26 protein-coding genes are annotated in these 25915 nt (G+C 41.1%); 11 read left to right on the top strand and 15 right to left on the bottom strand.

Annotated elements, in window-relative coordinates; all coding sequences use genetic code 11:
- Position 1: 1 nt before the first annotated feature.
- The 7 genes from ispC to rpsB all read right to left on the bottom strand — a co-directional run bounded on the left by ispC (position 2) and on the right by rpsB (position 6402).
- Positions 2-1207, bottom strand: coding sequence for a 1-deoxy-D-xylulose-5-phosphate reductoisomerase (gene ispC, locus GQR45_RS06055; RefSeq protein WP_165725413.1), 1206 nt, complete (start codon positions 1205-1207; stop codon positions 2-4).
- Positions 1204-2070, bottom strand: a complete 867-nt coding sequence (locus tag GQR45_RS06050; protein WP_101217235.1) for a phosphatidate cytidylyltransferase — start codon at positions 2068-2070, stop codon at positions 1204-1206. The genes ispC and GQR45_RS06050 overlap by 4 nt, the downstream gene beginning before the upstream one ends.
- 19 nt (positions 2071-2089) lie before the next feature.
- On the bottom strand, positions 2090-2869 hold the full coding sequence (locus GQR45_RS06045; RefSeq protein WP_165725412.1) for an isoprenyl transferase: 780 nt from the start codon (positions 2867-2869) through the stop codon (positions 2090-2092).
- A gap of 371 nt (positions 2870-3240) precedes the next feature.
- Positions 3241-3798, bottom strand: a complete 558-nt coding sequence (gene frr / locus GQR45_RS06040) for a ribosome recycling factor (RefSeq protein WP_007580984.1) — start codon at positions 3796-3798, stop codon at positions 3241-3243.
- A gap of 13 nt (positions 3799-3811) precedes the next feature.
- On the bottom strand, positions 3812-4561 hold the full coding sequence (gene pyrH / locus GQR45_RS06035; protein ID WP_007580982.1) for a UMP kinase: 750 nt from the start codon (positions 4559-4561) through the stop codon (positions 3812-3814).
- A 157-nt stretch (positions 4562-4718) separates the two neighbouring features.
- Positions 4719-5570 carry a translation elongation factor Ts gene (gene tsf / locus GQR45_RS06030; RefSeq protein ID WP_007580981.1) on the bottom strand — a complete coding sequence of 284 codons (852 nt, stop codon included), beginning with the start codon at positions 5568-5570 and terminating at the stop codon, positions 4719-4721.
- 103 nt (positions 5571-5673) lie between these two features.
- Positions 5674-6402: a 30S ribosomal protein S2 gene (gene rpsB / locus GQR45_RS06025; protein ID WP_007580978.1), complete on the bottom strand. Its 729-nt coding sequence runs from the start codon at positions 6400-6402 to the stop codon at positions 5674-5676.
- 271 nt (positions 6403-6673) lie between these two features.
- Between rpsB and map the strand changes: the two genes are divergently transcribed.
- The 4 genes from map (at position 6674) to GQR45_RS06005 (ending at position 11950) form a co-directional block, all read left to right on the top strand.
- Positions 6674-7459 carry a type I methionyl aminopeptidase gene (gene map / locus GQR45_RS06020; protein WP_007580976.1) on the top strand — a complete coding sequence of 262 codons (786 nt, stop codon included), beginning with the start codon at positions 6674-6676 and terminating at the stop codon, positions 7457-7459.
- A gap of 66 nt (positions 7460-7525) precedes the next feature.
- A complete protein-coding gene (gene glnD, locus GQR45_RS06015; RefSeq protein WP_007580974.1) occupies positions 7526-10144 on the top strand; it encodes a [protein-PII] uridylyltransferase in 2619 nt (872 codons plus the stop codon).
- Positions 10145-10153: 9 nt separating this feature from the next.
- Positions 10154-10981: a 2,3,4,5-tetrahydropyridine-2,6-dicarboxylate N-succinyltransferase gene (gene dapD, locus GQR45_RS06010; protein ID WP_165725411.1), complete on the top strand. Its 828-nt coding sequence runs from the start codon at positions 10154-10156 to the stop codon at positions 10979-10981.
- Between the two features lie 132 nt (positions 10982-11113).
- Positions 11114-11950, top strand: coding sequence for a hypothetical protein (locus GQR45_RS06005; RefSeq protein ID WP_165725410.1), 837 nt, complete (start codon positions 11114-11116; stop codon positions 11948-11950).
- A gap of 164 nt (positions 11951-12114) precedes the next feature.
- On the opposite strand, the gene GQR45_RS06000 is transcribed toward GQR45_RS06005, so the two are convergent.
- The 8 genes from GQR45_RS06000 to pspA form a co-directional block, all read right to left on the bottom strand.
- Positions 12115-12459 (bottom strand): 4a-hydroxytetrahydrobiopterin dehydratase, encoded by a 345-nt coding sequence (locus tag GQR45_RS06000; protein ID WP_002958326.1) that lies wholly within the window; start codon positions 12457-12459, stop codon positions 12115-12117.
- Positions 12460-12496: 37 nt separating this feature from the next.
- Positions 12497-13294, bottom strand: coding sequence for a phenylalanine 4-monooxygenase (gene phhA, locus GQR45_RS05995; protein WP_002958327.1), 798 nt, complete (start codon positions 13292-13294; stop codon positions 12497-12499).
- A 237-nt stretch (positions 13295-13531) separates the two neighbouring features.
- Entirely contained in the window at positions 13532-14713 is a 1182-nt protein-coding gene (gene megL / locus GQR45_RS05990; protein WP_165725409.1) for a methionine gamma-lyase, read from the bottom strand.
- 148 nt (positions 14714-14861) lie between these two features.
- The gene (locus GQR45_RS05985; RefSeq protein WP_165725408.1) at positions 14862-15887 is read right to left on the bottom strand and encodes a TIGR01620 family protein; all 1026 of its coding nucleotides are present in this window, start codon (positions 15885-15887) and stop codon (positions 14862-14864) included.
- Entirely contained in the window at positions 15884-17302 is a 1419-nt protein-coding gene (locus tag GQR45_RS05980; protein WP_165725407.1) for a YcjX family protein, read from the bottom strand. Before GQR45_RS05980 ends, GQR45_RS05985 begins: the two co-directional genes overlap by 4 nt.
- Before the next feature lie 63 nt (positions 17303-17365).
- A complete protein-coding gene (gene pspC, locus GQR45_RS05975) occupies positions 17366-17767 on the bottom strand; it encodes an envelope stress response membrane protein PspC (RefSeq protein ID WP_165721613.1) in 402 nt (133 codons plus the stop codon).
- Positions 17764-17997: an envelope stress response membrane protein PspB gene (gene pspB / locus GQR45_RS05970; protein ID WP_008168589.1), complete on the bottom strand. Its 234-nt coding sequence runs from the start codon at positions 17995-17997 to the stop codon at positions 17764-17766. The genes pspC and pspB overlap by 4 nt, the downstream gene beginning before the upstream one ends.
- Before the next feature lie 67 nt (positions 17998-18064).
- Complete coding sequence (pspA, locus tag GQR45_RS05965; RefSeq protein WP_002958333.1) at positions 18065-18724, bottom strand: phage shock protein PspA; 660 nt, start codon at positions 18722-18724, stop codon at positions 18065-18067.
- A gap of 186 nt (positions 18725-18910) precedes the next feature.
- On the opposite strand from pspA, the gene pspF reads away from it, so the two are divergent.
- The 7 genes from pspF (at position 18911) to GQR45_RS05930 (ending at position 25841) form a co-directional block, all read left to right on the top strand.
- Entirely contained in the window at positions 18911-19975 is a 1065-nt protein-coding gene (gene pspF, locus GQR45_RS05960; protein WP_002958334.1) for a phage shock protein operon transcriptional activator, read from the top strand.
- A gap of 15 nt (positions 19976-19990) precedes the next feature.
- Positions 19991-21598 carry an ABC transporter substrate-binding protein gene (locus GQR45_RS05955; protein ID WP_010553755.1) on the top strand — a complete coding sequence of 536 codons (1608 nt, stop codon included), beginning with the start codon at positions 19991-19993 and terminating at the stop codon, positions 21596-21598.
- Positions 21598-22632: an ABC transporter permease gene (locus tag GQR45_RS05950; RefSeq protein ID WP_007580956.1), complete on the top strand. Its 1035-nt coding sequence runs from the start codon at positions 21598-21600 to the stop codon at positions 22630-22632. The genes GQR45_RS05955 and GQR45_RS05950 overlap by 1 nt, the downstream gene beginning before the upstream one ends.
- A complete protein-coding gene (locus GQR45_RS05945) occupies positions 22619-23512 on the top strand; it encodes an ABC transporter permease subunit (RefSeq protein ID WP_007580954.1) in 894 nt (297 codons plus the stop codon). Before GQR45_RS05950 ends, GQR45_RS05945 begins: the two co-directional genes overlap by 14 nt.
- Positions 23513-24505: an oligopeptide/dipeptide ABC transporter ATP-binding protein gene (locus tag GQR45_RS05940; protein WP_007580952.1), complete on the top strand. Its 993-nt coding sequence runs from the start codon at positions 23513-23515 to the stop codon at positions 24503-24505. It abuts the gene before it with no gap.
- Positions 24505-25266, top strand: coding sequence for an ATP-binding cassette domain-containing protein (locus GQR45_RS05935; protein ID WP_165725406.1), 762 nt, complete (start codon positions 24505-24507; stop codon positions 25264-25266). The genes GQR45_RS05940 and GQR45_RS05935 overlap by 1 nt, the downstream gene beginning before the upstream one ends.
- A gap of 89 nt (positions 25267-25355) precedes the next feature.
- The gene (locus GQR45_RS05930; protein WP_165725405.1) at positions 25356-25841 is read left to right on the top strand and encodes a VOC family protein; all 486 of its coding nucleotides are present in this window, start codon (positions 25356-25358) and stop codon (positions 25839-25841) included.
- Positions 25842-25915: the final 74 nt, after the last annotated feature.

The raw sequence follows: 25915 nt of genomic DNA, 5'->3' as shown, positions 1-25915 counted from the left end.
ATTAATGCGCCACTTTTGTTATAAATTCTGAAGCGCTAATACGCGCTAATTTATCACACTCTAAAATTTCATCTAGGCTTTGCACATTGGTGTAAGTTGCAGCTTCTAGCGTCTGTGCATTTATTTTGTATATATCGGTAAAACCAACTTTACCGTTTAAGAAGGCGCCCACAGCTATTTCATTTGCTGCGTTAACCGTTGTTGTCGCGCCCTGCCCTGCACTACACGCATCAATCGCTAATTGTAAATTTGGATAACGAGAAAAATCAGGTTTAGTAAACGAAAAATCACAAATGTCAGAGAAGTTTAACTGTTTAACACCCGCATTAATTCGCTCAGGATACGCAAGTGCGTGGGCAATTGGCGTGCGCATGTCGGGGTTACCCATTTGCGCTAAAATAGAACCATCGTGGTACTGCACCATTGAATGAATAATACTTTGCGGATGAATAACTACATCAATATCACTAGCATCACAATTGAATAACCACTTAGCTTCAATAAACTCTAAGCCTTTGTTCATCATAGTTGCGGAATCTACTGATATTTTTTGTCCCATCGACCAGTTAGGGTGTGCAACGGCTTCACTTACGGTTACATCTTTTAATGTATTTATATCACGCGTTAAAAACGGGCCACCAGAGCCGGTAAGCAAAATTTTACTTACGCCATGTTGCTGTAGTTTTTGATCGCCTTTGGCATTTTGTAACGAAGAAGGTAGGCATTGAAAAATTGCATTATGTTCACTATCTATTGGCAGCAAAGTGGCTTTATGTTGTTTAACTTTATCAATAAACAACTGACCTGACATAACTAAAGATTCTTTATTAGCTAGTAGTACTTTTTTACCCGCTTCAACAGCACTTAATGTGGGTAGTAAACCAGCTGCACCTACAATTGCCGACATTACAATGTCAACATCAGGATGAGCACATAAGTCACTCATTGCTTGCTCACCGTGCATAACAAGAGTTTGGCACTGAGTATTAGCTAAATACGCAGATAATTGCTCTGCGACCTGCTGGTTAGCCATAATCGCATAAAGCGGTTCATGTTCAATACACAACTCCGCCATTTTCTTTGCATTTTGTCCTGCAGCCAAAACAAAAACATCAAATAACTCTTTATTGCGCGACACAACATCAAGTGTACTTAAACCAATTGAGCCTGTTGCGCCTAAAATAACCAGCAATTGCTTTTGGCTCATAAACTAAGAGTCCACGCATAGCACATAACAAACATTGGAGCAGCAGCCGTTAAGCTGTCAATTCTATCTAAAATACCGCCGTGCCCTGGTAAACATCGACCGCTATCTTTTAAACCAGCTTCACGTTTAAACATGCTTTCCAGTAAATCACCTACCGCAGAAAACAACGCAATAAATGCTGTCATTATCGCGTACACAGGCCATACAACTAAATCAACATCGGTAAAATGACAAAATGCTAATACAAAAATAATAGAAGCGACTACACCGCCCGCTAACCCTTCAATTGTTTTATTAGGGCTGACTTTAGGCATTAACTTATGTTTACCAAAACTTTTACCCGTAAAGTAAGCACCCACATCTGCGCTCCATACAATACCGAGTACCACTAAAATAAGCACCGAACCAAAATGAGTTGATTCAGCATATTGCGCGCTACGTAGTGTATTTAGTGCAAGCCATAACGGCACAAGCGTTAATAATCCTGCAATGCCGCGCATAACTAGGCCTTCATTCCACGCTTTAGCCATTTCTGGGTAGCGCCAAATTAGATAGCTAGCAACAATCCACCAAGCAAACGAAAGCGTAAATACGTAGTTTGCATCACCGACTAGCTTGCCATTTTCCCATAATGATTCAATAGGCCAATGTAAATTAAGCAAGGCAAGTAAAGCTGCAATAAACACAACAAAGGCAGCACGTTTAAGCTTGTCGCAAAGGCCCATAAATGCAGACCATTCCCATGCGCCTAATAATACAATTGCACCAGCAAAGTAACTAAATAACGTAAGCGGTGTATAAAAAACCAAAGCCAATGCTAATGGAGCTAGCACTAGAGAGGTTAAAATTCGTTGTTTTAACAAAATGTGACCCTTATTCTATTTAGGTTTGAGCGAGTAATTGTTTTATTTGTTCGCTCGTACAACCAAAACGTCGCTCTCTGGCAACGTAACACGCAATGGCCTCAGCAAATGCTGCTTCATTAAAATCTGGCCAAAGTGTCTCGGTAAAGTAAAGTTCTGCATAAGCAACTTGCCATAGTAAAAAATTACTAATACGAACATCGCCACCAGTGCGAATAAGTAAATCAGGTTCTGCCTGATCTGCCATGCTCATATGCTGTGCTAAGCGCTCTTCTGTAATATCTTCTGCGTTTAGTGTGCCCTGCGCAACTTGCAAAGCAAGTTGTTTTGCCGCATTGGCAACATCCCAACGACCACCGTAATTAGCTGCAACATTTAAACGCAACCCGGTGTTATTTTCAGTCAGCTTATGCGCAGCGTCTACCTTGCTACGTAATCCTTCAGAAAATCGTGATAAGTCTCCAATAATGGTCAGTTTTACATTGTTTTTATGAAGCTTTTTAACTTCCTTTGTTAAAACAAATAAGAAAAGCTCCATTAAAGTGTTTACTTCGTCTTCAGGGCGGCGCCAGTTTTCACTACTAAAAGCAAATAAGGTTAACGATTGTATCCCTAATTTAGTACAAAACTGAACAGATTGACGAACTGCGTCTACGCCTTTTTTATGCCCATACACACGAGGTCTATTTCTAGCTTGCGCCCAACGTCCGTTCCCATCCATGATGATAGCAACATGTTTGGGTAAACATTGCTGTGAAATTGTGTCAGCATCTAGAACCATAAATATCGAGTATTCCATAAAAAAACGCCGCCTAGTATACCCTAGACGGCGTTTCAAAACTAATAATTTTAATAGGTCCTGTCGACCTTTCAGGATTGTAATTTGTTCAATCTAGGGGCGACTTAATCGCGGCGCGAGATTTGTAACCTAGTGGACTAAGTAAAAATCGAGTAAAGCTTCCGCGTCCTGCTCACGCCCCTTACCTACATCCATGTAGGCAACAAAGAGTTAATCGCCCCTAGGCAGAACCCTTTGGGCAGCGCGTGTTTGGATTTTATGCATCGTTATCGCCTAATTATGGGGAATAACCACACTACATAGGCTCTGCCTTGCCTAAAAACCAAACACACTGCTGCAAATTCAACCTCGAAAGATAAACAGGACCTTACTTAGATTTCCATCAATTCTGTTTCTTTGGCAGCTAATAAAGTATCCATTTCTTTAATAAACTTATCAGTAAGCTTTTGAATCGCATCATCTGATTGACGCGCTTCATCTTCAGATATGTCTTTATCTTTTAATAAACCCTTTACATCGCCATTAGCATCACGACGAATGTTACGAATAGCAACACGACCGCCTTCAACTTCGCCACGTACAATTTTGATTAGGTCTTTACGACGCTCTTCTGTAAGTGGAGGAAGTGGTACGCGAATAACAGTACCTGCCGACATAGGGTTTAAACCTAAATCAGATGCCATAATTGCTTTTTCAACAGCTTGCGCTAAAGACTTATCAAATACACCAATAGCAAGTGTACGAGAATCTTCAATTGTTACGTTAGCAACTTGGTTTAAAGGCGTTGGTGCACCGTAGTACGACACCATAATGCCATCTAGGATTGCAGGATGTGCACGGCCAGTACGAATTTTAGATAATTGGCTACCTAGTGCAGTTACACTTTTTTGCATGCGCGCTTGCGCGTCTTTTTGAATATCGTTAATCACGGTTTAATCCTAATTATTTGATTATTTCATCTGAGGCTTGTGAAGAAATAAGTGTTCCTTCTTCTTCACCCATAATTACGCGTTTTAGCGCGCCTGATTTATTCATGTTAAATACGCTCAATGGCATATTGTGATCGCGGGCTAGAGTAAATGCCGCTAAATCCATAACTTTTAATTCTTTTTCAATGATTTCATTGTAGCTTAAGTGGGTATAAAGCGTCGCATCTGGGTTTTTAACAGGGTCATCACTGTATACGCCATCAACCTTAGTCGCTTTAATTACCGTATCCGCTTCAATTTCGATACCGCGTAAACATGCTGCAGAATCGGTAGTGAAAAATGGGTTACCAGTACCCGCTGCAAAAATGACTACGCGACCAGTTTTCAATAAACTAATTGCTTCAGCCCAGTTATAAGCGTCACATACACCATTAAGCGGAATAGCCGACATAAGACGACAATTTACAAATGCACGGTGTAGCGCATCACGCATTGCAAGGCCGTTCATAACCGTTGCAAGCATACCCATGTGATCGCCTACTACGCGATTCATACCTGCTTCTGCAAGTGATCCACCGCGTAAAAAGTTACCTCCACCAATAACTAAACCCACTTCTACGTCGAGCTCTACTAGCTCTTTAATTTCTTGTGCCATACGGTCTAAAACTTTAGGATCGATGCCGAAGCCTTCGTCTCCCATTAAAGCTTCACCACTTAATTTGAGAAGAACACGTCTAAAAATAGGTTTGCGATTGATAGTCATAGTATTGGGGCCAACTTTTATTGAATTATGGATAAAAAATAACCGCGCTTATGTTAAACATAAAAGCGCGGTTATTTTAAAGAATTTCTAGCTGCGAAGCAAAACCAAATAGTACTTTAATTGCATCTAATTTCATTATCCTTCACAAATAGTAATCTTACTTAGCTTTAGCAGCAGCAATTTGAGCAGCAACTTCAGCAGCAAAATCTTCTTCTTTCTTCTCGATACCTTCACCAACTTCTACACGTACGAAGCTAGTAACTGTTGCGTTTTTCTCTTTAAGAATATCGCCAACAGTTTTCTTAGGCTCCATGATGAAAGCTTGACCAGTAAGAGAAACCTCACCAGTGAATTTTTTCATGCGGCCAACAACCATCTTCTCAGCGATTTCAGCAGGCTTGCCTTCATTCATCGCGATTTCGATTTGTACTTGCTTTTCTTTAGCAACAACGTCAGCTGGTACATCTGAAGGTGTTAAGTATTCAGGGCTAGATGCAGCAACGTGCATTGCAACGTGCTTAAGTGTTTCTTCATCAGCAACACCCGCAACAACAACACCGATACGATCGCCATGACGGTACTCAACTAGGTTTTCACCAGTTACGTACTGTAAACGACGTACATTGATGTTTTCGCCAATTTTAGTAACTAGCTCAACACGGTCTTCTTCAAACTTAGCTTGTAAGTCTTCGATAGAGATAGTGTCAGCAATTGCAGCGTCAGCAACTTTGTTAGCAAATGCTAAGAAGCTTACGTCTTTTGCAACGAAATCTGTTTGACAGTTAACTTCTACTAGTACTGCAACACCCGCGTTTTGCTTGATGATGATAGTACCTTCAGCAGCAATGTTACCTGCTTTTTTAGCAGCTTTAGCAGCGCCACTTTTACGCATGTTTTCAATCGCTAACTCGATGTCGCCATCAGTCTCAGTTAACGCTTTTTTACAATCCATCATGCCAGCGCCTGTGCGCTCGCGTAATTCTTTAACTAGGGCAGTAGTTACAGCCATTAGTAAATCCTCAAATCTGAAATCAGGTTAGATAAGCGGGTTACCCGCTCGACAAGAATAGCAAGTCTTCACCTTAAAAAGATGAAGACTTGATGACAGCTAATTACTCAGCTTCAACGAAATCGTCTTTCTCAGCTTGAGCAACGATGTTATTCTCGCGACCTTCAGTAATAGCAGCTGCAACAGCGCTAGTGTAAAGGCTTACAGCACGGATAGCATCATCGTTACCAGGTACGATGTAATCAACACCGTCTGGGTTAGAGTTAGTATCTACGATTGCAACAACTGGAATACCTAGGTTGTTTGCTTCACGGATAGCAATGTGCTCGTGGTCAGCATCGATAACGAAAAGCGCGTCTGGAAGACCGCCCATGTTTTTGATACCACCAAGGCTCTTTTCAAGCTTTTCCATTTCGCGGTTAAGCGTTAACGTTTCTTTCTTAGTTAATTTCTCGAAAGTTCCGTCTTGGCTTTGTGCTTCAAGGTCTTTAAGACGCTTGATTGATTGACGTACAGTTTTCCAGTTAGTCAACATACCACCTAACCAACGGTGATTTACGAAGAACTGGTCGCTTTCTAAAGCAGCTGATTTAACTGCGTCGCTTGCTGCGCGCTTAGTACCAACGAAAAGAACTTTACCTTTGTTTGCTGCAGCACTTGATAAAAACTTAAGTGCGTCGTTGAACATTGGTACAGTTTGCTCAAGGTTGATGATATGTACACGGTTACGTGTGCCGAAGATGAAAGGCTTCATCTTAGGGTTCCAGTAACGTGCTTGGTGACCAAAGTGAACACCAGCTTGAAGCATATCGCGCATTGAAACGTTTGCCATTTTATAGATCCTCTATAGTTGTTTAGGGTTAGGCCTCCACATATCCCATAGCACCAACACCGAAGTAATTAAACTTCAAATGCACCCAAGTGTATGTGACGATACGTGTGTGTGTTAAAATAAAATTGTGTTTGCCTTAAATACAAAAAATCATTTAAGAATTTATTTGTAAAAAGACGGCGCGCTTTATACCATATTAAAATTAAATACTCAACGTCGCGTGCAAAATTTGTTCGACGATAAATGTTAAAAACTCAACTTTGGAGCCTCAATGAGCGCTATTATCAAGACCCCTGAAGAAATAGAGAAAATGCGCGTAGCTGGGCGCTTAGCGGCCGATGTACTTGAAATGATCGGCCCTCATGTAGTGCCAGGTGTTACCACCGATGAGCTAAATACACTTTGTCATGATTATATTGTTAATGTGCAACAAGCAATCCCTGCTCCGTTAAATTATCATGGCTTTCCAAAATCAGTTTGTACGTCAGTTAATCATGTTATTTGTCACGGAATTCCAAATGACAAAGCATTAAAAGAAGGCGACAGTGTAAATATCGACGTAACTGTCATTAAAGATGGTTACCATGGCGACACATCTAAAATGTTCCACGTTGGTACACCAAACATTCAAGCTAAGCGTCTTGCAGAAGTAACACAAGAAAGCTTATACCTTGCTATCAAAATGGTAAAACCAGGTGTGCGCTTGGGTGATATTGGCTCAGCAATTCAAAAATATGCAGAGAGCTTTAACTACTCAATTGTACGTGAATATTGCGGCCACGGTATCGGCGCAGGATTTCATGAAGAACCACAAATAATGCATTACGGTAAAGCCGGTACTGGCGAAGCCCTAAAAGCAGGTATGTGTTTAACTATTGAACCTATGGTTAATGCGGGTAAACGCCAATGTAAGCTTCTTAAAGATGATTGGACAGTAGTAACACGCGACCGTAGTTTGTCTGCACAGTGGGAACATACTTTATTAGTGACTGAAAATGGTGTTGAAATTTTAACGCTACGATCAGATGATACTATCGAGCGGATCATAGAACACTAATAAAACCGAAACACTTGATAAGAAAATTCTTATCCGTGTGAAAGGTTCAACAAGGAGCCAGCCCACGTGGCATTACCCAACAAAGTAAAAAAGTTGCTTAGCGATGCAGAGCAACTTAGTGATTATCGCGATTGTTCTAGCTATTTTTATAAATGGTTACATAACGAATTTTCTAAACAACCGGTTGGGAATTTAATTAATGCCCGGGCTGAGTTTATTGACCGCCTACTCATTAAGCTTTTTCATGTTTACGACTTAGCGCGCGAACCTGATTTAGCATTAATAGCGGTAGGCGGATACGGACGTGGTGAGCTACATCCCTACTCCGACATCGACTTTTTATTGCTTGTAACTAAACCGCCAAGCGAAGAAATATGCGAAAAAATAGGCCAGTTTGTCACCATGCTATGGGATCTCAACTTAGAGATTGGTCACAGCGTGCGTACGATAGAACAAGCCATTGAGCAAAAACGTGAAGACGTTACTTTTGCCACCAGCTTGCTCGAAAGCCGCCTTATTTTTGGTAACCACATTGAGTTTGAAAAACTCAAAATGCATATTCTTGAAACGCCAGTATGGCGCTCAGGTGAATTTTTTACTGCCAAAGTTCAAGAACAAAACTTACGCCACAGAAAGTGCCACGGCACCGCGTATAATCTTGAGCCAAACATTAAAGAAAACCCCGGTGGTCTGCGCGACTTACAAACCATTATTTGGGTGGCAAAAAAGCATTTTAGAACCGAAACCCTGCAAGAGTTAATAAGCCACGGATACTTAACTCACGAAGAGTTTCAAGAGCTTTCTGAGTGCCTAGAAAACCTATGGAACATTCGTTTTGCACTGCATTTAGCTGCAGGTCGAGCTGAAAACCGCTTATTGTTTGATCATCAACCGCAAGCCGCCGAAATTTTAGGTTTTGGTAGCGACGGTAAAGCCTCTGTTGAGCGTATGATGAAACGCTTATTTAGAATAATGAGCCGCGTGCGCGAGCTTAACCAAATGCTACTTTCATACTTTGAACAAAGTATAATGCCCGAAAGTAGTGCTGTGGCAGCAATAGAACTCGACAGAAACTTTGAGCAAGTAGGTCATCAAATACGCGTAAAAGATCCGTCGGTATTTTTTAGACGCGACCAACTCTTTGTATTGTTTGAGCACATAGCCGATAACCCAGCAATAACGCATATTTACCCAAGTACTATTCGTACTATTCGCCAAGTGCGCCGTCGTTTATTGGGCGATTTGCAAGATTACGCAGCCTGTCGTGAAGCCTTTTTACGCTTAGTTAAACACCCTAACGGCATGGGCCGCGCATTTACGCTCATGCACAAGCACGGCATGCTTGCCGCCTACTTACCGCAGTGGCGTAATATATTTGGGCAAATGCAGTTTGATTTGTTTCACGCGTACACCGTAGATGAGCACACTCACAAATTAATCAAAAACATTTACGAATATTTTGATAAAACAGGCATTAGCGAGTTTCCTATTTGTAGTGAAATAGTCACTCGAATGGACAAACCAGAGCTACTTTATTTAGCCGGTATATTTCACGACATTGCTAAAGGCCGAGGTGGCGACCACTCAGAACTTGGCGCTGTTGACGCAATAGCATTTGCTAAATTACATGGTTTTTCATCGGTGGATGCAAAGCTCGTTGCATGGCTTGTAAGTAATCATTTACTTATGTCGGTTACCGCACAGCGTAAAGACATTAACGACCCTGCTGTAATAAAAGACTTCGCTACACGCGTTAAAACAGAGCGCCAACTCGACTACTTATATTGTTTAACCGTTGCCGACATACGTGCAACCAACGACAACTTATGGAACGATTGGAAAAACACCCTACTGCGTGAGCTCTACTTACACACGCAGCGCGCTTTGCGTCTAGGGCTCGAAAACCCAATGGATCAACGCGACCAAATTCGCGATAAAAAGCACCAAGCTAAACAACGCTTAATAAATCTGGGTTATCAAGAGGAAAAAATTGATTTAATTTGGAGCCGCTTTAAAGCCAACTACTTTACCGCCTTTAGCGAACAACAAATATCATGGCAAAGTGAGCATTTATTAAGTAGCACAGACTTAAGCCAGCCAAGTGTTGTTGTATCTAACAAAGCTATGCATGGTGGCACACAAGTATTTGTATACAGCCCCTACTCTGGCCCACTGTTTGCCCGATTAGTAAGTGTGATTGGCTCTAAAAAAGCGCAAATACAACACGCGCAAGTACTGACCACAAAAGACGGCTACGTCTTGTTTAGCTTTGTAATACTTGAAGTAAGTGGCGACCCTATTGCAAGTGGTCGAGCGCAATCAATTAAACGCGGGCTTGAGCAAGCTCTGAGCGATCCGCGTAAAAAGATTCGCTTTAAAAAGAGCCGCTCGCAACGCTTTAAAGATTTTAATATTAAACCTAAAATTGTGTTGCGCCCACATGCACGCAAAGACCGTAGTTTAATAGAAATTCAAGCCGTCGATATACAAGGTTTACTAACCAAAATAGCCGAAGTTTTCCAAGCGCATTTACTACACATTCACGCTGCCCGCATTACAACGGTAGGTGAACGTGCCGAGGATTTCTTTGTCGTATCTAATAACGAATACCAAGCGCTGACTGATGAAGAGCAAGCAAAAATTCATCAGGCATTACGTAAAAAATTCAACGCCGAAACAGAATAGAGGACACACATGTCAGATTTAAAAACGATGATCGAAAACGCATGGGACAACCGCGATAGCATTAGCCCAAGCACAGTATCAAGCGACGTAAAACAAGCTATTATCGACGCACTTGATTTACTTGATAGCGGCGCAACACGCGTTGCTGAAAAAATATCAGGTGAATGGGTTGTACACCAGTGGCTTAAAAAAGCAGTATTACTGTCGTTTCGTATTCGCGACAACCAACCAATGAACGACGGCGTAAACCAGTTTTACGACAAAGTACCACTTAAATTTAGCGACTACACGCCAGAGCAATTTCAGCAAGGCGGTATGCGCGTAGTGCCAAACGCAGTAGCGCGTAAAGGCAGCTTTGTAGGTAAAAACGTAGTACTTATGCCATCGTACGTAAACATTGGCGCATATGTTGACGACGGCACCATGGTTGATACATGGGCGACTGTAGGCTCATGTGCACAAATTGGTAAGAACGTACATTTATCAGGTGGCGTAGGCATAGGCGGCGTTTTAGAGCCTCTACAAGCTAACCCAACTATCATTGAAGACAACTGCTTTATTGGCGCACGTTCTGAAATTGTTGAAGGCGTAATTGTTGAAGAAGGCGCGGTAATTTCAATGGGCGTTTACATAAGCCAAAGCACCCGTATTTATGACCGCGAAACTGGCGAAATTCACTACGGCCGCGTACCAGCAGGCGCAGTAGTTGTACCAGGCGCACTACCGTCAAAAGATGGCACCCACAGCCTATACGCTGCAATCATCGTGAAAAAAGTAGATAAACAAACACGTGAAAAAGTAGGCATAAACGCCCTACTACGCTCAATTGATGAGTAACAGTCGATTGGGTTGAGTGAAACGAAACCCAACGATACTTTGAAGTTAAGTGTTTTAGCTAAACTTTAATTATATATAGAAAGCTCTAAGCCCTTTGGTTTAGAGCTTTTATGTTAATTAAAAGGATTTATAATGTCTTCACTTTCAGACCTATCAAACTCAATAAAATCATCTATAACAGATAAAGTTACTCATCCTTTATTAGGTAGCTTCATTGTATCTTGGTTTTTTTTCAACTGGAAAGCTGTTTATTTCATCTGCTTCTCAAATCTAGATGCTGCTTATAAAATAAAAAGTATTACCGAAAATTACTCTGATTGGCACCTAAATTTATTTTTACCACTCACCTCTAGCCTGGTGCTTGTATTTTTATTACCGCTTTTCACCGCTGCTTACACACGCTTCATAGCCTATACTAAAGAGTTTCAAATAAAGTCACTACCTGAGTTTTTCAAACCCCACAGTCTAAGTTTAGAAGATTCAAACTCATTAAGGGATTTCTACGAAACCGAATTTATCTCCTTAAATAAAGAACTTTCTAAAGCAAATGAAACTATCACAGACTACAGAACAAAAGATGAAAATATATTTAAAGAGTACAAAGACAAAATTAATAACGTGTTTGATTTATTTGCAGCTGTAGAGTTAGATGAAAACATTTTAAAAAGCGAACTAGCAAACCCTGAAATAGATAAAATAAGATTCTTAGAGCAATTTCTATGCTCCTCTGTGAATCATGAAAGCCTCTATCCAGATTCAACATATATTTTAAAAAACAGTAAGACTTTATCTGCATGGGGATTTGAAAGCGATTTAATAGAAATTGAAGATGAAAATGAAAATAATATCAATATGATAAAAATAACAAAAAAAGGGGTCGAAGAGCTTTCTAACATGAAGTTTGAAGCACTCAAAAAACATTACGACTTAGGCTCGGCTAATGGCTACAATGGGCGTGGTTTACATTAAGTTACCAAACAATAAATTAAAACGTTGGGTTTCGTGTCACTCAACCCAACCTACGCCAATATAATTAATACCGAGCTGCTAATTATTATTAGCAATAACCTCCCAAAAACCAAAAAAGCACTTATAAAAATAAGTGCTTTTTTGGTTTGCTCAATTAGTTTGGCTTACAGCGCGTTAAATACGTCGTCTGTTTTAGCTGCGCAAATAAAATCGTTTTTGTGTAGGCCTTTAATCGAATGGCTCCACCATGTAACGGTTACTTTGCCCCACTCGGTTAATAAGCCTGGGTGATGGCCTTCGTCTTCTGCCATGTCGCCTACTTTGTTAGTAAACGCGATAGCCTGTTTGAAGTTTTTAAATTTATAAACACGCTCAAGCTGCATAATGCCGTCACGTACTTCTGGTACCCAGTCTGGGATTTTAGTAATTAATTGCGCTAACTCTTCGTCAGATACTTTTGGCGCATCTACATGACAGGCTTCGCATTTTTGTGCACTTAATGAAGACATTCTAAATCCTTACTTTTAGCTTTTTTAGCATTAATATTTAACTGGCTAATTTTTCTTTTGGTGGAAATTTTGGGTCGTGCAAACCAAGCTCTTTAGCTCGCTCAACCAAAGTCATAATATCCATTTGCGATATATCAAACAGATCATGAATCGAATTTATGGTGTAGTACTGTGGTTGCATAATATCAATACGGTACGGCGTACGCAGTACATCAAGCACATTCATTGGGCTGATTTCTGGCGTGTTTGAGTATACGTACTGAGTTTCACCTGGGCTTGATAAAATACCACCGCCGTAAATACGCAGACCGTCTTCGGTTTGCATTAAGCCAAATTCGACTGTAAACCAGTATATACGCGCAAGGTATACACGGTCTTTTTTCTGCGCTGCGTAACCTAATTGCCCGTACTTATGCGTAAACTCGGCAAAGTCAGGGTTAGTTAGCATGGCGCAATGGCCAAATATTTCATGAAAAATATCTGGCTCTTGTAGGTAGTCAAATTCTTCGCGGCTACGAATAAATGTAGCTACCGGAAACTGCTTGTTTGCCAGTAATCTAAAAAACTCATCAAAGTCGATAAGCGCAGGTACTGGTGCAACTTGCCAACCGGTAGTGGCTAGTAACACTTCGTTTAGTTCGCTTAACTGCGGAATACGATCGTGCGGCAGGTTAATCTTTTTTAACCCTTGCATGTACTCGTTGCAGGCTTTGCCTTCAATGCATGCAAGTTGGCGCGCTACAAGCTCAGACCAAATTTTATTTTCTTCATCACTCCAGTGTATAACACCATTTTCGTCTGGTGTTTTGGATGTGTATTTACTTGCTTTAGCCATAAGTACCTTCTTGGGTGTGAGCCCTAAATCGGTGTCAGTGTGATACTCAAACCTATTGAATATCGAATGACCCCATACTATGCAAAAGTGAAGAAAAGTTTAATAGATAGGCTAACATCAGTATTTGGCGCGATCACCCTAATCGTAAAGTTAAAATTACACCTATGGCACATTAAAAATACAGGCCTTTAAATAAAGGCCTGCAGCTTATTTTTATGTGTACACAATTAAATACATCTAACCAATTTTAGTAAAAGCTTGGTCTAAATCACTAATAATGTCGTTAACATCTTCAAGCCCAACCGAGAGTCTGATCAGCCCATCACTTATTCCAGCGGCAGCTCGCTCCTCTGGCGTATAAGGCGAGTGAGTCATAGATGCAGGATGCTGAATCAGTGTTTCAGCGTCGCCGAGGCTTACTGCAAGTGTACAAAGTTTCATACTATCAATAAATTGTGTGCCATCTTGTAGCGTGCCTTTTATTTCAAACGCAATAACACCACCAGCGGCTTTCATTTGATTACCAATAAACTTATAACCTGGGTGCGATTTAAGCCCCGGGTAATATACGGTGCTTACTTGTGGATGCGCTTCTAGATATTCGGCTATTGTTTGTGCACTTTGACAATGGCGCTCTATTCTAATAGCGAGTGTTTTTAGACCTCGATTAATTAGCCATGCGTCGTGCGGGCTTATGGTTGCACCAATGTCTTTTAGTACGGTCATTTTAATGTGTGTTATGTGCTCAAGCGATCCACATACAATACCGGCGACTACGTCTCCGTGGCCGTTTAAGTACTTGGTCGCACTATGCATTATTATGTCGATACCGTATTTTTTGGGCGATTGCAGTAGCGGCGTTAAAAAGGTGTTGTCGACCACACTAATTAAGTTGTGCTTTTTAGCAACTGCGCCAATGAGTGCCAAATCAATCACCGCCATAGTGGGGTTGATTGGCGTTTCTACAAATATCATTTTTGAATTAGGTTTGATGGCAGCGCGTAGTTCGTCCTCGTTGGTCATATCAACAAAAGTGACTTCGATTCCCCAGCGCGGCAACATATGCGAGAAAAACGCAAAGGTACAACCATACAAAGCACTTGAGGCAACAAGATGATCTCCCTGCGATAAAAAGCTCAGTACTGAGGCTGATACAGCCCCCATACCTGTTGCGGTTGCAGCAGCTGCTTCACAACTCTCTAGTTGAGCAACTTTTTGCTCAAGCTCTGTGGTTGTGGGGTTTCCTAAACGCGTATAAATATAGCCAGGTTCGTCGCCTGCAAAACGCGCAGCACCTTGTGCGGCATTTTCAAAATGAAAGGTAGAGGTTTGATACAAAGGAGAAGTGAGTGCGCCGTGCGGGTCGTTTGCTTTTTGTGGTCCGTGAATACACTGGGTGTTTATATGATGCTTGCTCATTGTAGGCTCATTTTTTGATTATTATGTTTTTGCGATTCAACAATCAAAACGTATGCGCTTACAAACAGCAAGCATGCCGGATGCTCAGATGGCTATTTGTGTAAAAACCGTGCAGCTCATGTTTGTACACAAATATTGCCACTACTTTTTACTGTGTTGGTTCCGCCTTTTTACGGCTCATAATTTTACCTGCGATGCTTTGCACAGTGCCTTTTAGTAAGCTGCGTTTGTTTTCAAGCCGTGGTAATGGGCGACTAAGCTCCATTGCTTTGTAACCAATACGCGCTGTAAAAATACCGGCACTGACCCCTTGCGCTGCCCGCCCCGAAAGCTTACCTAAAAGCTCAGCACTCAGTGCAGTTGCAGCAAGGTCAGATACAAGCTCAGCACTGCCTACAAACATTACTTGTTTTATCAGCATACGGTACAGCTTTATACGGCTCGCGTAGCCAAAACCAATGCCATAAATTTTACCAATTTGTTCTATTAACTTAGTACCGCGCCAAAGCACAGCCATCATATCCACCAGCGCCAGTGGGCTTAGGGCAACTAGCAGTGCAGATTCAGTCGCAAAACGATTTATAAGCTTTTTAGCTTTGGTGTCTTGGGTTATTAATAAACTATTGGCGTACAGCGTCATTATTTCTTTGTCACTGTGATGCGTCGCTACTTGGTTTTTAAAGGTTTCAAAGTTATCAAGCTCCTGGTGTTTATTAAGCTTTTCAAGCCAAGGTAATGCACCGCCTACTTGCTCGCTGTTTAAAAGCCTGTCGGCTTCAACTCGGTGCAATTGGTTACGCTTTAAACTGCGCAGCATTCGGTACTCTCGCCACAATAAGCGCCCTATTAGCAGCACGCCACTTACAACCGCGGTTAAATAAACACTGCCTAAAATAATTGACTGCTCGAAAGCAAATAATAACGAGTATGCAAACTCTAAAAGCACCAGCACTATAAAACTAATAGCAAAAACACCTTTAAGCGTTTGCCACTTTGACTTTTTGTACACAGGTTCTAGATCTATTTCTGGCTCTAGTGCTTCATCTTCAAGTTCTTCGTAATCACTTTGTCCGTGCTGAATAATTTTTGCAGGTGCTAAAACGGGTTCGTTTTGCTCAATACTTTGCGTATCTATGCGACGCCCTGCTTGAAATGGTTGGTTTGACTCACTCATGTTAATTTGTCTCCTAGCAGGTACTGCATGACATGATCTAATCGAATATGTTTTAGTTGTTTATCGGGGCTCGGCATTGGAGAGAACGATAAAAACTCAAATCCCTGTGCTGGCCACTCACTTTTATTAAGCATCCGCGAGGGAGGTTGCGGCGGTAAATAGGTAAGCCAATCAGGCTCGTATAATGGTTTGCCGTAAATGCAGTCAAGTGTTTGACCTTTGTCGGTAATTTGGCGCGGCTGCGTTGCTGTAATTGACGACATGGCCATGGTTTCTATTTTTACACCATCAAACTTTAAATGATTACTTTGCTCATGCACGAGCGAATCAAGTAGCAGTGCTAAATCTTTATGGTGCTTAGCACTTATATGATCTGACTTATTAGCTGCAAATAATATTTTGTCTATGTTGGGCTTAAATAAACGTTTAAAAAAGCCCGACTCGCCATAGTTAAAGTGTGCGAGTAATTGGTTTATTACACTGCTTTGCTCTTGGAGTGTTTCGTGCCCTTCGTTTAGCGCACTAAGTACATCTACAAGTACGATTTGGCGATCGAAGTGTCTAAAATGCTCATTATAAAATGGTTTTACAACTTCTTTTATATAAGCGTTAAAGCGCTTAATTAAATGCGCTAAATTAGAACCCGCAACAACATCGTCACTATTTACTTTACCCGATACCGGAAAAAAAAATAACAATGGCGCGCCTTGTAAGTCGCCAGGCATTAGCATGCGCCCAGGTTGTAACATGGCAAGTTTGGTGTCTTTTTTAAGCCCTACTAACATGCTTTGATAAAGCTGAGCAATATGAGCAAGTGCGTTTTCATCAACGGGAGCGTTTAAGTCAAGTTGCTCAACGGCCATTAAAAAATCACTTGATGTGTTTACGCGCGAAGGCTGAGTTAATAACGGATATTGCTGCTCGCACCATTGAGCATAGCTTTGCTCAAGCATAGGTAAATCAAGGAGCCATTCACCGGGGTAGTCAATAATATCTAAATAAAGCGTTGATTGCGGCGAAAAGTGGCCGCGCAGCCCAGCATTACTCTGATACTTTATTGCCAAGCGCAGCGTATTAATCCGCTCAGTTGATGCAGGCCATGTAGGCATCCCATCGCTGGGTAATAATGAATTTAGTGCGCGCGTATAATTAAACGTAGGGACTTTTAACGCTTCTTGCGGCACAACTTTAGTGGCCACATGGCGGTGCTCGCGCATTACATCAAAAAAAGGTAAATTTTTATCGTCCGCTTGCGTTGTTAAGTGTTTAACAAGCGCGGTAATAAAGGCTGTTTTACCACTACCACTTAGGCCCGTTACGGCAAGTTTTACGTGTTGGTCTAAACTGCGATGAAGGGCTTTTTGTGCTTTACCTTTAATACTTTTAAAGGTCTTTTTTGCAAATGATTGGCTCATAAAGTGTCTTGCACCTAATTTGCCGTAATTTATCACGCTGCAAATAAGGTGCTATTAAATCCTTTAAAGTTTGTTAATTTCACGGCTCACCGTAAACTCGCTTGAAGTTACATGGCGCTCCATATCTTGAAGGCGAGTATCTACACGCGTTAAACGCTCTTTTAAATCTTGCAATGCGCGGCGCGGTGGCTCGCCTTTTTGCCATACTTTAAATTTTACTTCTAGCGGATCGTCATGTTTAGTTGAGCTGTTAGTTTGCACTGTTGCGGGCTCTTTTTTATCTAAAATGAACCAGGCTGCAATATACGCTACCACAAATAATGGGCCACCCGTTAGCAGTACCGCACTAACAAATATAATGCGAACTAACCATAACTCCATATTAAAGTAGTCACTTAATCCCGCACATACTCCGGCTATTTTACCGCGTTGTGGGTCTCTTAATAATTCGCGTTTGGCACTCATACTTTGCGTCTCCATTGTGGTGACTCTTGATCAAGCAATGCTTCAAGTGTTTCAACCCTGTCTGCCATTTTTTCGGCTTTATGTGCAAGCTCAAGTAACTGGCGATGTTCGTGTTCACTTAAACCTTGGCTTACTTGTTTTTTGCTACGGTAGTGCAAAATTAGCCACAGCGGGGCAACAAAAATCATAAACATAACAAATGGAACAATTATTACATCTGAATCAAACATAATTCTCTCCTGACAATCCGTTTTGATGTTTTTAAGCAGTGGGGCACTTTAAGTGCCCCTTTATAAATTATTTATCAGCTAGCTTCTTTTTAAGTTCGGCTAGCTCATCATCTATCTTTTCATTTTTTTGTAGATTAGCAATTTCGTCCGCTAACGTCTTTTTACCTAAATCGTAAGACTCAATTTGAGATTCTAGTCCATCAATTTTAGTTTCGTAACGTTCAAAGCGATTAAGTGCGTCTTCTACTTTTGAGCTATCAAGTGTCTTTTTCACTTCAAGGCGCGACTCAGCCGAACGTTGGCGAAGTATAATTGCCTTTTGACGAGATTTCGCATCTGCTAGCTTTTCTTGTAGTGTCGTTACTTCTTGCTGTAATTTCTCAATATGAGACTCTACATGTTCAAGTTCACTAGCGACTGAAGCAACGGCATCTGCCGACTTTTGCTTTTCAAGTAGGGCTGAACGCGCTAAATCGTCGCGGTCTTTACTTAAAGCCAGTTCGGCTTTATCTTGCCAATCGCTTACCTGTGCTTTAAGCGTATCTAAGCGGCGTACAATTTCTTTTTTCTCAGCCAATGTTTTAGCTGATGTAGAACGTACTTCAACAAGCGTGTCTTCCATTTCTTGAATAATCAGACGAACCATTTTTTCTGGGTCTTCTGCTTTATCTAAAATGGCGTTGATATTAGAATTAACAATATCTGCAAAACGTGAAAAAATTCCCATAACATTTACCTCTGTAATTAAAACTTAGTTAGTCTGCTATAACTAGTATCAATATGCTTGCCAACTTTTTAAAAGTTAAAATACACTTTATTTTCATTACGTTAAACTAAATATACAAATTTCTTTAGTTATCCCTATTTATGAAATACACTAACTGTTAGTAAAAATGACCAAGAGTTAGGAAATATGAGCCAATATCGCCAACAGGATAATTTACTCGGCCAATCAGATAGCTTTCTGTCTGTATTAGATCAGGTCTCGCAACTGGCTAATTTAGATAAACCGGTACTTATTATTGGTGAACGCGGCACAGGTAAAGAGCTAATAGCAGCACGCTTACACTTTTTATCAAAGCGTTGGGATCAAAACTACGTAAAACTTAACTGTGCAGCGCTTAACGAAAACTTACTCGAAAGTGAATTGTTTGGCCACGAAAGCGGTGCTTTTACGGGGGCAAGCAAACGCCACGAAGGTCGTTTTGAACGCGCTAACAGCGGCACACTGTTTTTAGATGAATTAGCTAATACCTCAGCTATGGTACAAGAAAAACTGCTGCGCGTTATAGAATACGGTGAGTTTGAACGTGTTGGCGGCAAACAAACTGTAAAAGTAGATACACGCTTAGTGTGTGCCACAAACGAAGACCTCCCTTATTTGGCTGAGCAAGGTGAATTTAGAAGTGACTTACTCGATCGCCTTGCCTTTGATGTAATTACCCTGCCGCCACTGCGCGAACGCCAAGACGATATTATGCTTCTTGCTGAGCAGTTTGCGATGAATATGGCGCGCGATTTAGAGTGGGAACTCTTTAGCGGTTTTACCCGAAGCGCAACAGAAACACTGCTTAGTTATGATTGGCCTGGTAATATTCGTGAACTTAAAAATGTGGTTGAACGCAGTTTGTATCGCCACGGTAGTGAACATATCCCCGTTCACCAGATTATTTTAGACCCATTCGATAGCCCATTTAGACCAAAAGCGCGCATTAAAGCACCTATAGCGGCTCAAACTGTTAATGCCGAGCCTATTGTTGTTGCGCCGCCGATTGCTCAAGCAAGCAGTAATATAGCCGTCGATATTCAATTTCCGTGCAGCTTAAAAGAGCGCTCAAACGACTTTGAAATAAACATGATTAATAAAGCGCTCGAACATAGCCAATTTAATCAAAAGAAAACTGCAGAAGTACTTGGTTTAACGTATCATCAATTACGTGGTTATCTTAAAAAATACAACTTGTTGGATCAACAATAGTCAGAGGTTATGCGGGTGCATAAATTATTACTTGTTTTGCTTGCCACCACTTTAGTTGGTTGCCTTGATAGCAAAGAAGAAATCATAGAAGAAAAAAACCAAGGCTTAGTTTATTGCGCTGAAGCTAACCCTGTGTCGTTTAATCCGCAAGTCACGACCACCGGTTCAACTATTGATATAATTGCTAACCAATTATACGACCGTTTAATTAGCATTGACCCTGTTACGGCAGAATTTCAAAGTGAGTTAGCAACCGATTGGAAAATTAGTAAAGATGGTAAATCGGTTACCTTTACCTTGCGTAAAGATGTAAAGTTTCATACAACTTCTTATTTTACCCCATCGCGGGATTTTAACGCCGACGACGTTATATTCACCTTTAGCCGATTATTCGATGTATACAATCCATATCACTTTGTGGGCGATGCCAATTACCCGTATTTTCAAAGTGTGGGGATTGATCAACTCATTCGTAAAATTGTGCGCGTGTCTGACTACCAAGTGCGTTTTGAACTGTTTAATCCTGAAAGCAGCTTTTTAGCTAATATGGCCACTGACTTTGCCGTGGTGCTTTCAGAAGAATACGCCATGGAACTTAAGAAAAAAAACGAAGAAAACTTATTTGATCAGTACCCTATTGGCACTGGTCCCTATATTTATAAAGAATACCGCCGAGATCACCTTGTACGCTTTTACCGTAATCCACTTTATTGGAAGCACGACGTTGCACTTGAACAATTGGTTTACGACATAACCCCTAACGGCACTACGCGTATAGCAAAAATGCTGACTAAAGAGTGCGATGTAACGGCTCATCCAAGTAGTGCGCAATTAAGTATTTTAGCTCAACGTGATGATATAAACGTTGAAAAAGAAACGAACTTAAACATAGGTTATTGGGCATTTAATACAGAACGTGCCCCGTTTGACGACTTGCGCGTACGCCAAGCACTCGCACATGCAATAGATGTAGATAAAATAATGCAGGCGGTTTATTACGGTAACGGTACTCGCGCACAATCTATTTTGCCGCCAACCTCTTGGGCGTTTGAGCCACAAGAAGATATACCTACGTTTGATCCAGAACTTGCTAAAAAGTTACTAATTGAAGCAGGCTTACCTGATGGCTTTGATATGACGATATGGGCTATGCCTGTGAGTCGTATTTATAACCCTAACGCGCGAAAAATGGCTGAGCTTATGCAAAGTGATTTACGCAAAGTGGGCGTTAATGTAAGCATTGTAGAATATGAGTGGAACACGTTTATTCAACGTATTGGCGAGCATAGGCACGACAGTGTATTACTTGGTTGGGCCGCAGATACACCCGATCCTGATAACTTTTTTAGCCCACTGCTGAGTTGTACCGCTACTTTTAGTGGTAAAAACCCAGCAAACTGGTGTAATCCCCAATTTGACTTATTGCTTACTCAAGCACTAGACACCACTGATTTAAACAAACGTAAAAAATACTACGAAGACGCACAAAGCTTAATTATTCAAGAGCTGCCGTTATTACCGATTGCTCATGGCCTGCGCTTTCAAGCGAGTAGCGCCGACGTGGAAGGCATAACACTTGGCCCATTTGGCGCTATTTCGCTTGCCAATGCGAGGAAGAAATAATGATCTTAGATTATATTTTACGTCGCCTTGGTTTGTTCTTTTTTATGATACTGATGCTCAGCGTATTTACGTTTTCACTGGCGTATTTATTTCCCGGTGATCCGCTAAGTAATTTAAGCGGCATACCAAGTAGTAACTTTGCACAGCATAGTGAGCTTGAAGACAAATATTTATATAACAGCAATTACTTTATGCAATACATTGCCTTTTTAGGGCGAATATTTCAGGGTGATTGGGGGCTTTCGTTTGCCTCTGGTAATAGTGTGTTTAGCCATATTGTTGATTTGCTACCGGCTACTTTAGAGCTAAGCGTATACGCATTAATTGTATCGGTTGTTATTGGTGTACCGACTGGCATTTTAGGCTCTGGGTATCATAAACGTTGGCCCGACAAGCTTATAAACTCTACCACTATGGTGGGTTATTCAATGCCTGTATTTTGGCTCGCATTGTTATTAATAATGGTTTTTTCATTAAAGCTTGGCTGGTTTCCTATGTCGGGCAGAATGGGCCTCCTTTACGAAATACCCGCCAGTACAGGGTTTATATTAATTGATATTGCTCTAGCTGGATTTCCATATAAAGGAATGGCTTTTGTTGATGCGCTGCGCCATTTAACACTTCCGACTATTGTATTGGCTATGTATCCAACCACTGTATTAGTGCGCTTTACTCGCGAGTCTATGCTTAAAGTAATGGATCAAAACTTTATTAAAACAGCTAGGGCAAAAGGCCTTAACCGCCGCCAACTTATCATGCACCATGCACTGCGTAATGCATTACTGCCGGTAATTAAGCAAATTGGTTTGCAATTTAGTACGCTAATAACGCTTGCGATGATTACCGAAGTTATTTTTTCGTGGCCGGGTATTGGCCGATGGTTAATCGATAGTATTTATCAGCGTGACTTTCCTGCAATTCAAGGCGGGTTAATGGCAGTGTCTTTATTTGTTATTTTAGCTTCTATTACAGCTGAGCTTACTTACACTTTATTCGATCCACTCTCGCGGAATCAGGCCCATGGCAAAGTTTAATTTATTTTCTGAAGAGTCGAATAAATCGCCACTGGCGCGATTTTGGCGAAAGTTTAAAAATAACCACCCTGCTTTGGTTGGTTTATGGATATTTATGGCGTTTGCACTATTAGCCGCCACCGCTCCTTTTTTAGCCCCGTATGGTGTAAACCAACAACACACTGATGCACTGCTTATTCCGCCATCGTGGCGAGAAATGGGCGATGTACGCTTTCTTTTAGGTACCGATGATTTAGGCCGTGATGTACTCTCGCGCTTAATGAATGGTGCTACGTATACGTTTGGCCTCTCTGTTGTAGCCGCCCTGATCACGACTATTTTTGGTGTGTTAGTGGGTACTTTTGCAGGGATTAGTAAAGGGCTGCGTTCAAGCTTTTTAAATCACTTGCTTGATATAACGCTTTCTATTCCTTCTTTGTTACTGGCAATAATAATAATCGCCATACTCGGCCCGGGTTTAATGAATACCGTATGGGCAATTATTTTAGCATTACTGCCGCAATTTATTCACTCAGTGCGTAACCTGATTGTTGATGAATTAAGTAAAGATTACATTACTGCGTTTAGACTAGATGGTGCGTCTAATTGGCATATTATATCGCGTGGTATTTTTCCTAATATTTATGAGCATATTGTGGTTATATTCACGATGGCGCTTTCTACCGCTATATTAGATATTTCAGCACTGGGATTTTTAAAATTAGGGGCTCAGCCACCGACGACCGAATGGGGCGCAATATTAGCCGAAAACCTAGGCCTCATTTATCTAGCACCGTGGACTGTAGCGCTACCTGGTATACTGTTATTTTTAGCCGTGTTATCTACTAATTTAGTAGGCGATGGCCTGCGACAAGTGCTAAAAGCACGTAAGGCTGATTAAATGCAATTACTCGATGTTCGTAACTTAACAATTGAACTACGTACCTCTGAAACTGTAATTAGAGCCGTAGACAGAGTGAGTTTTAGCTTAAAAGAAGGCGAAGTACATGCGCTTGTGGGCGAGTCTGGCTCTGGTAAAAGCCTAATAGCAAAAGCGATTATTGGTGTATTGAACGAACGCTGGGACATTACTGCCGACCGTATTCATTGGCGCGGCGTAGACTTAATGCGTTTAAGTCCAGAGAAACGCCGTAAAATAGTAAGCCAAGATATAGCGATGATCTATCAAGATCCAAGTCGCTGCCTTGACCCAACCGCTAAAATATTTGACCAAATTGCCGAAACACTCCCAGAGATCGCAACTAAAGGTTTCTTTTTAAAGCGCAACCGCGAGAGAAAAGACAGAGTAAAAGCGCTTATTCATAAGGTGGGCATTAAAAACCACGAAGCGGTACTAAGTAGTTACCCTCATGAGCTCTCAGAGGGCGTATGTCAAAAAGTAATGATTGCGATGGCCATTGCTCGCACGCCTAAGTTATTAATCGCTGATGAGCCAACTACAGCACTTGAGAGCACAACTCGCGCACAAGTATTTAGACTACTAAAAAGCTTAAACCAACTTAAAAACATGTCTATTTTGATGATCTCTCATGAACTTGAAGAGATTGCACATTGGTCGCATGGCATTCATGTTTTATATTGCGGGCAAATGGTTGAAGCAGGCCCAACCCATGAAATATTTAAACAGCCTCGCCATCCATACACGCAAGCATTACTAAAAAGCTTGCCAGACTACGAACAAGGTTTAGCGCATAAAGAACCTTTTTATGCACTTAAAGGGACTATCCCTACTCTGCAACATTTGCCTATTGGCTGCCGCCTAGGGCCGCGTTGTCCGCAAGCACAAAAAGCCTGCGTGGTAACTCCCACCCTTACTAAGCATCATGGTCATAGTTATGCGTGCCATTTTCCGTTAATTAAGGACATGAAATAATGCAGCCGCTACTAAAAGTACAAGCACTATCAAAAACATTCAATGTGCGAGCTGGGCTTTTTTCACGTAAAAAGTTTGAAGTACTTAAAAATATTTCGTTTTGTGTCGGTAAAGGCGAAAGTATTGCCATAATTGGTGAAACAGGTGCAGGTAAAAGTACATTAGCAAAACTACTTTCTGGAGCTGATACTGCTGATAGCGGGCAAATTTTGCTCGAGAATAATATTATCGAAGATAATGGCGTACGCGATAATCAATGTCGCCATATTCGTATGATTTTTCAAGATTCAGCTGCATCGCTCAACCCGGGATTAACCATTGGCGAAATGCTTGATGATTGCCTGCAATATAATACTGAGCTTGATGCTAGTGAACGCACTGAAAAGATTGATGCAACGCTTTCAAAGGTGGGTTTGTTAATCGATCATAAACACTACTACCCGCATATGTTTAGTGTGGGGCAACTACAGCGTGTTGCATTTTCTCGTGCATTAATTTTAGATCCTAAGGTGATTGTGCTTGATGAAGCCGTTTCGTCTTTAGACCCTTCTATACGCGCTCAAATAGTGAATTTATTACTTAAGCTGCAGCGCGACACAGGCCTAACATATGTAATGATCACCCACCATTTAAGCCTAGTGCGCCACATCAGTGATTTTGTGGTTGTACTCGATAAAGGCGAAGTGGTTGAATATGGCCCTACTGAAGACGTTTTCCAAAACCCCCAATCAAAAGTAACGCAGCGATTACTGAGCTGCTAAAAGCAGCTTATAAATTTATACCTTTTTTGTAAGGTAACCGCATTTAGGTGGGTCTTGTTGTTAACTACATTTAATTAACAAGAAATCTTATGCTTAAAAAAACGTTACTACTTAGTCTTTCTCCCCTACTGCTACTATCTGCTTCAGCTATTTCAAATACATCACAAGAAGTTAAAAGCTGGGTAGGCGGCGTTGATCACCTCGGTTTAACAGTTTCTAATTTAGACTCATCTAAAGTGTTTTTTACTGATGTACTTGGTTTTAAAACGCTAGGAAGTGATCCAACCTACCCCGCTTATTTTTTATCAAACAATAAAATAACCATTACATTATGGCGCGTAAAAAATGATGAAAAACGTGTGGAGTTTAATCGGGCAGAAAATGTGGGCTTACACCATCTAGCACTCAGTGTAGAAAGTATCAAAAAGTTAAGCGAGCTACATACACACTTAAAAATGCAAAATAATATTATTATAGAGTTTGCACCAGAAAACTTAGGTAAAGGTCCAACCCAACATATGATGATAAGAGAGCCTAGCGGCAATCGGATTGAGTTTATTGCCAGAGGTAATTAATACCAATCCGCAATAATACTTAATTAAGCGAATTGGTAATATACCAACTTTATTTAAGACAATAAAAAAGGCGC

The organism is Pseudoalteromonas sp. SA25, from assembly GCF_011378705.1.
Lineage (GTDB): Bacteria > Pseudomonadota > Gammaproteobacteria > Enterobacterales > Alteromonadaceae > Pseudoalteromonas > Pseudoalteromonas arctica.
This window is presented reverse-complemented; position numbering and strand designations above follow the sequence as displayed.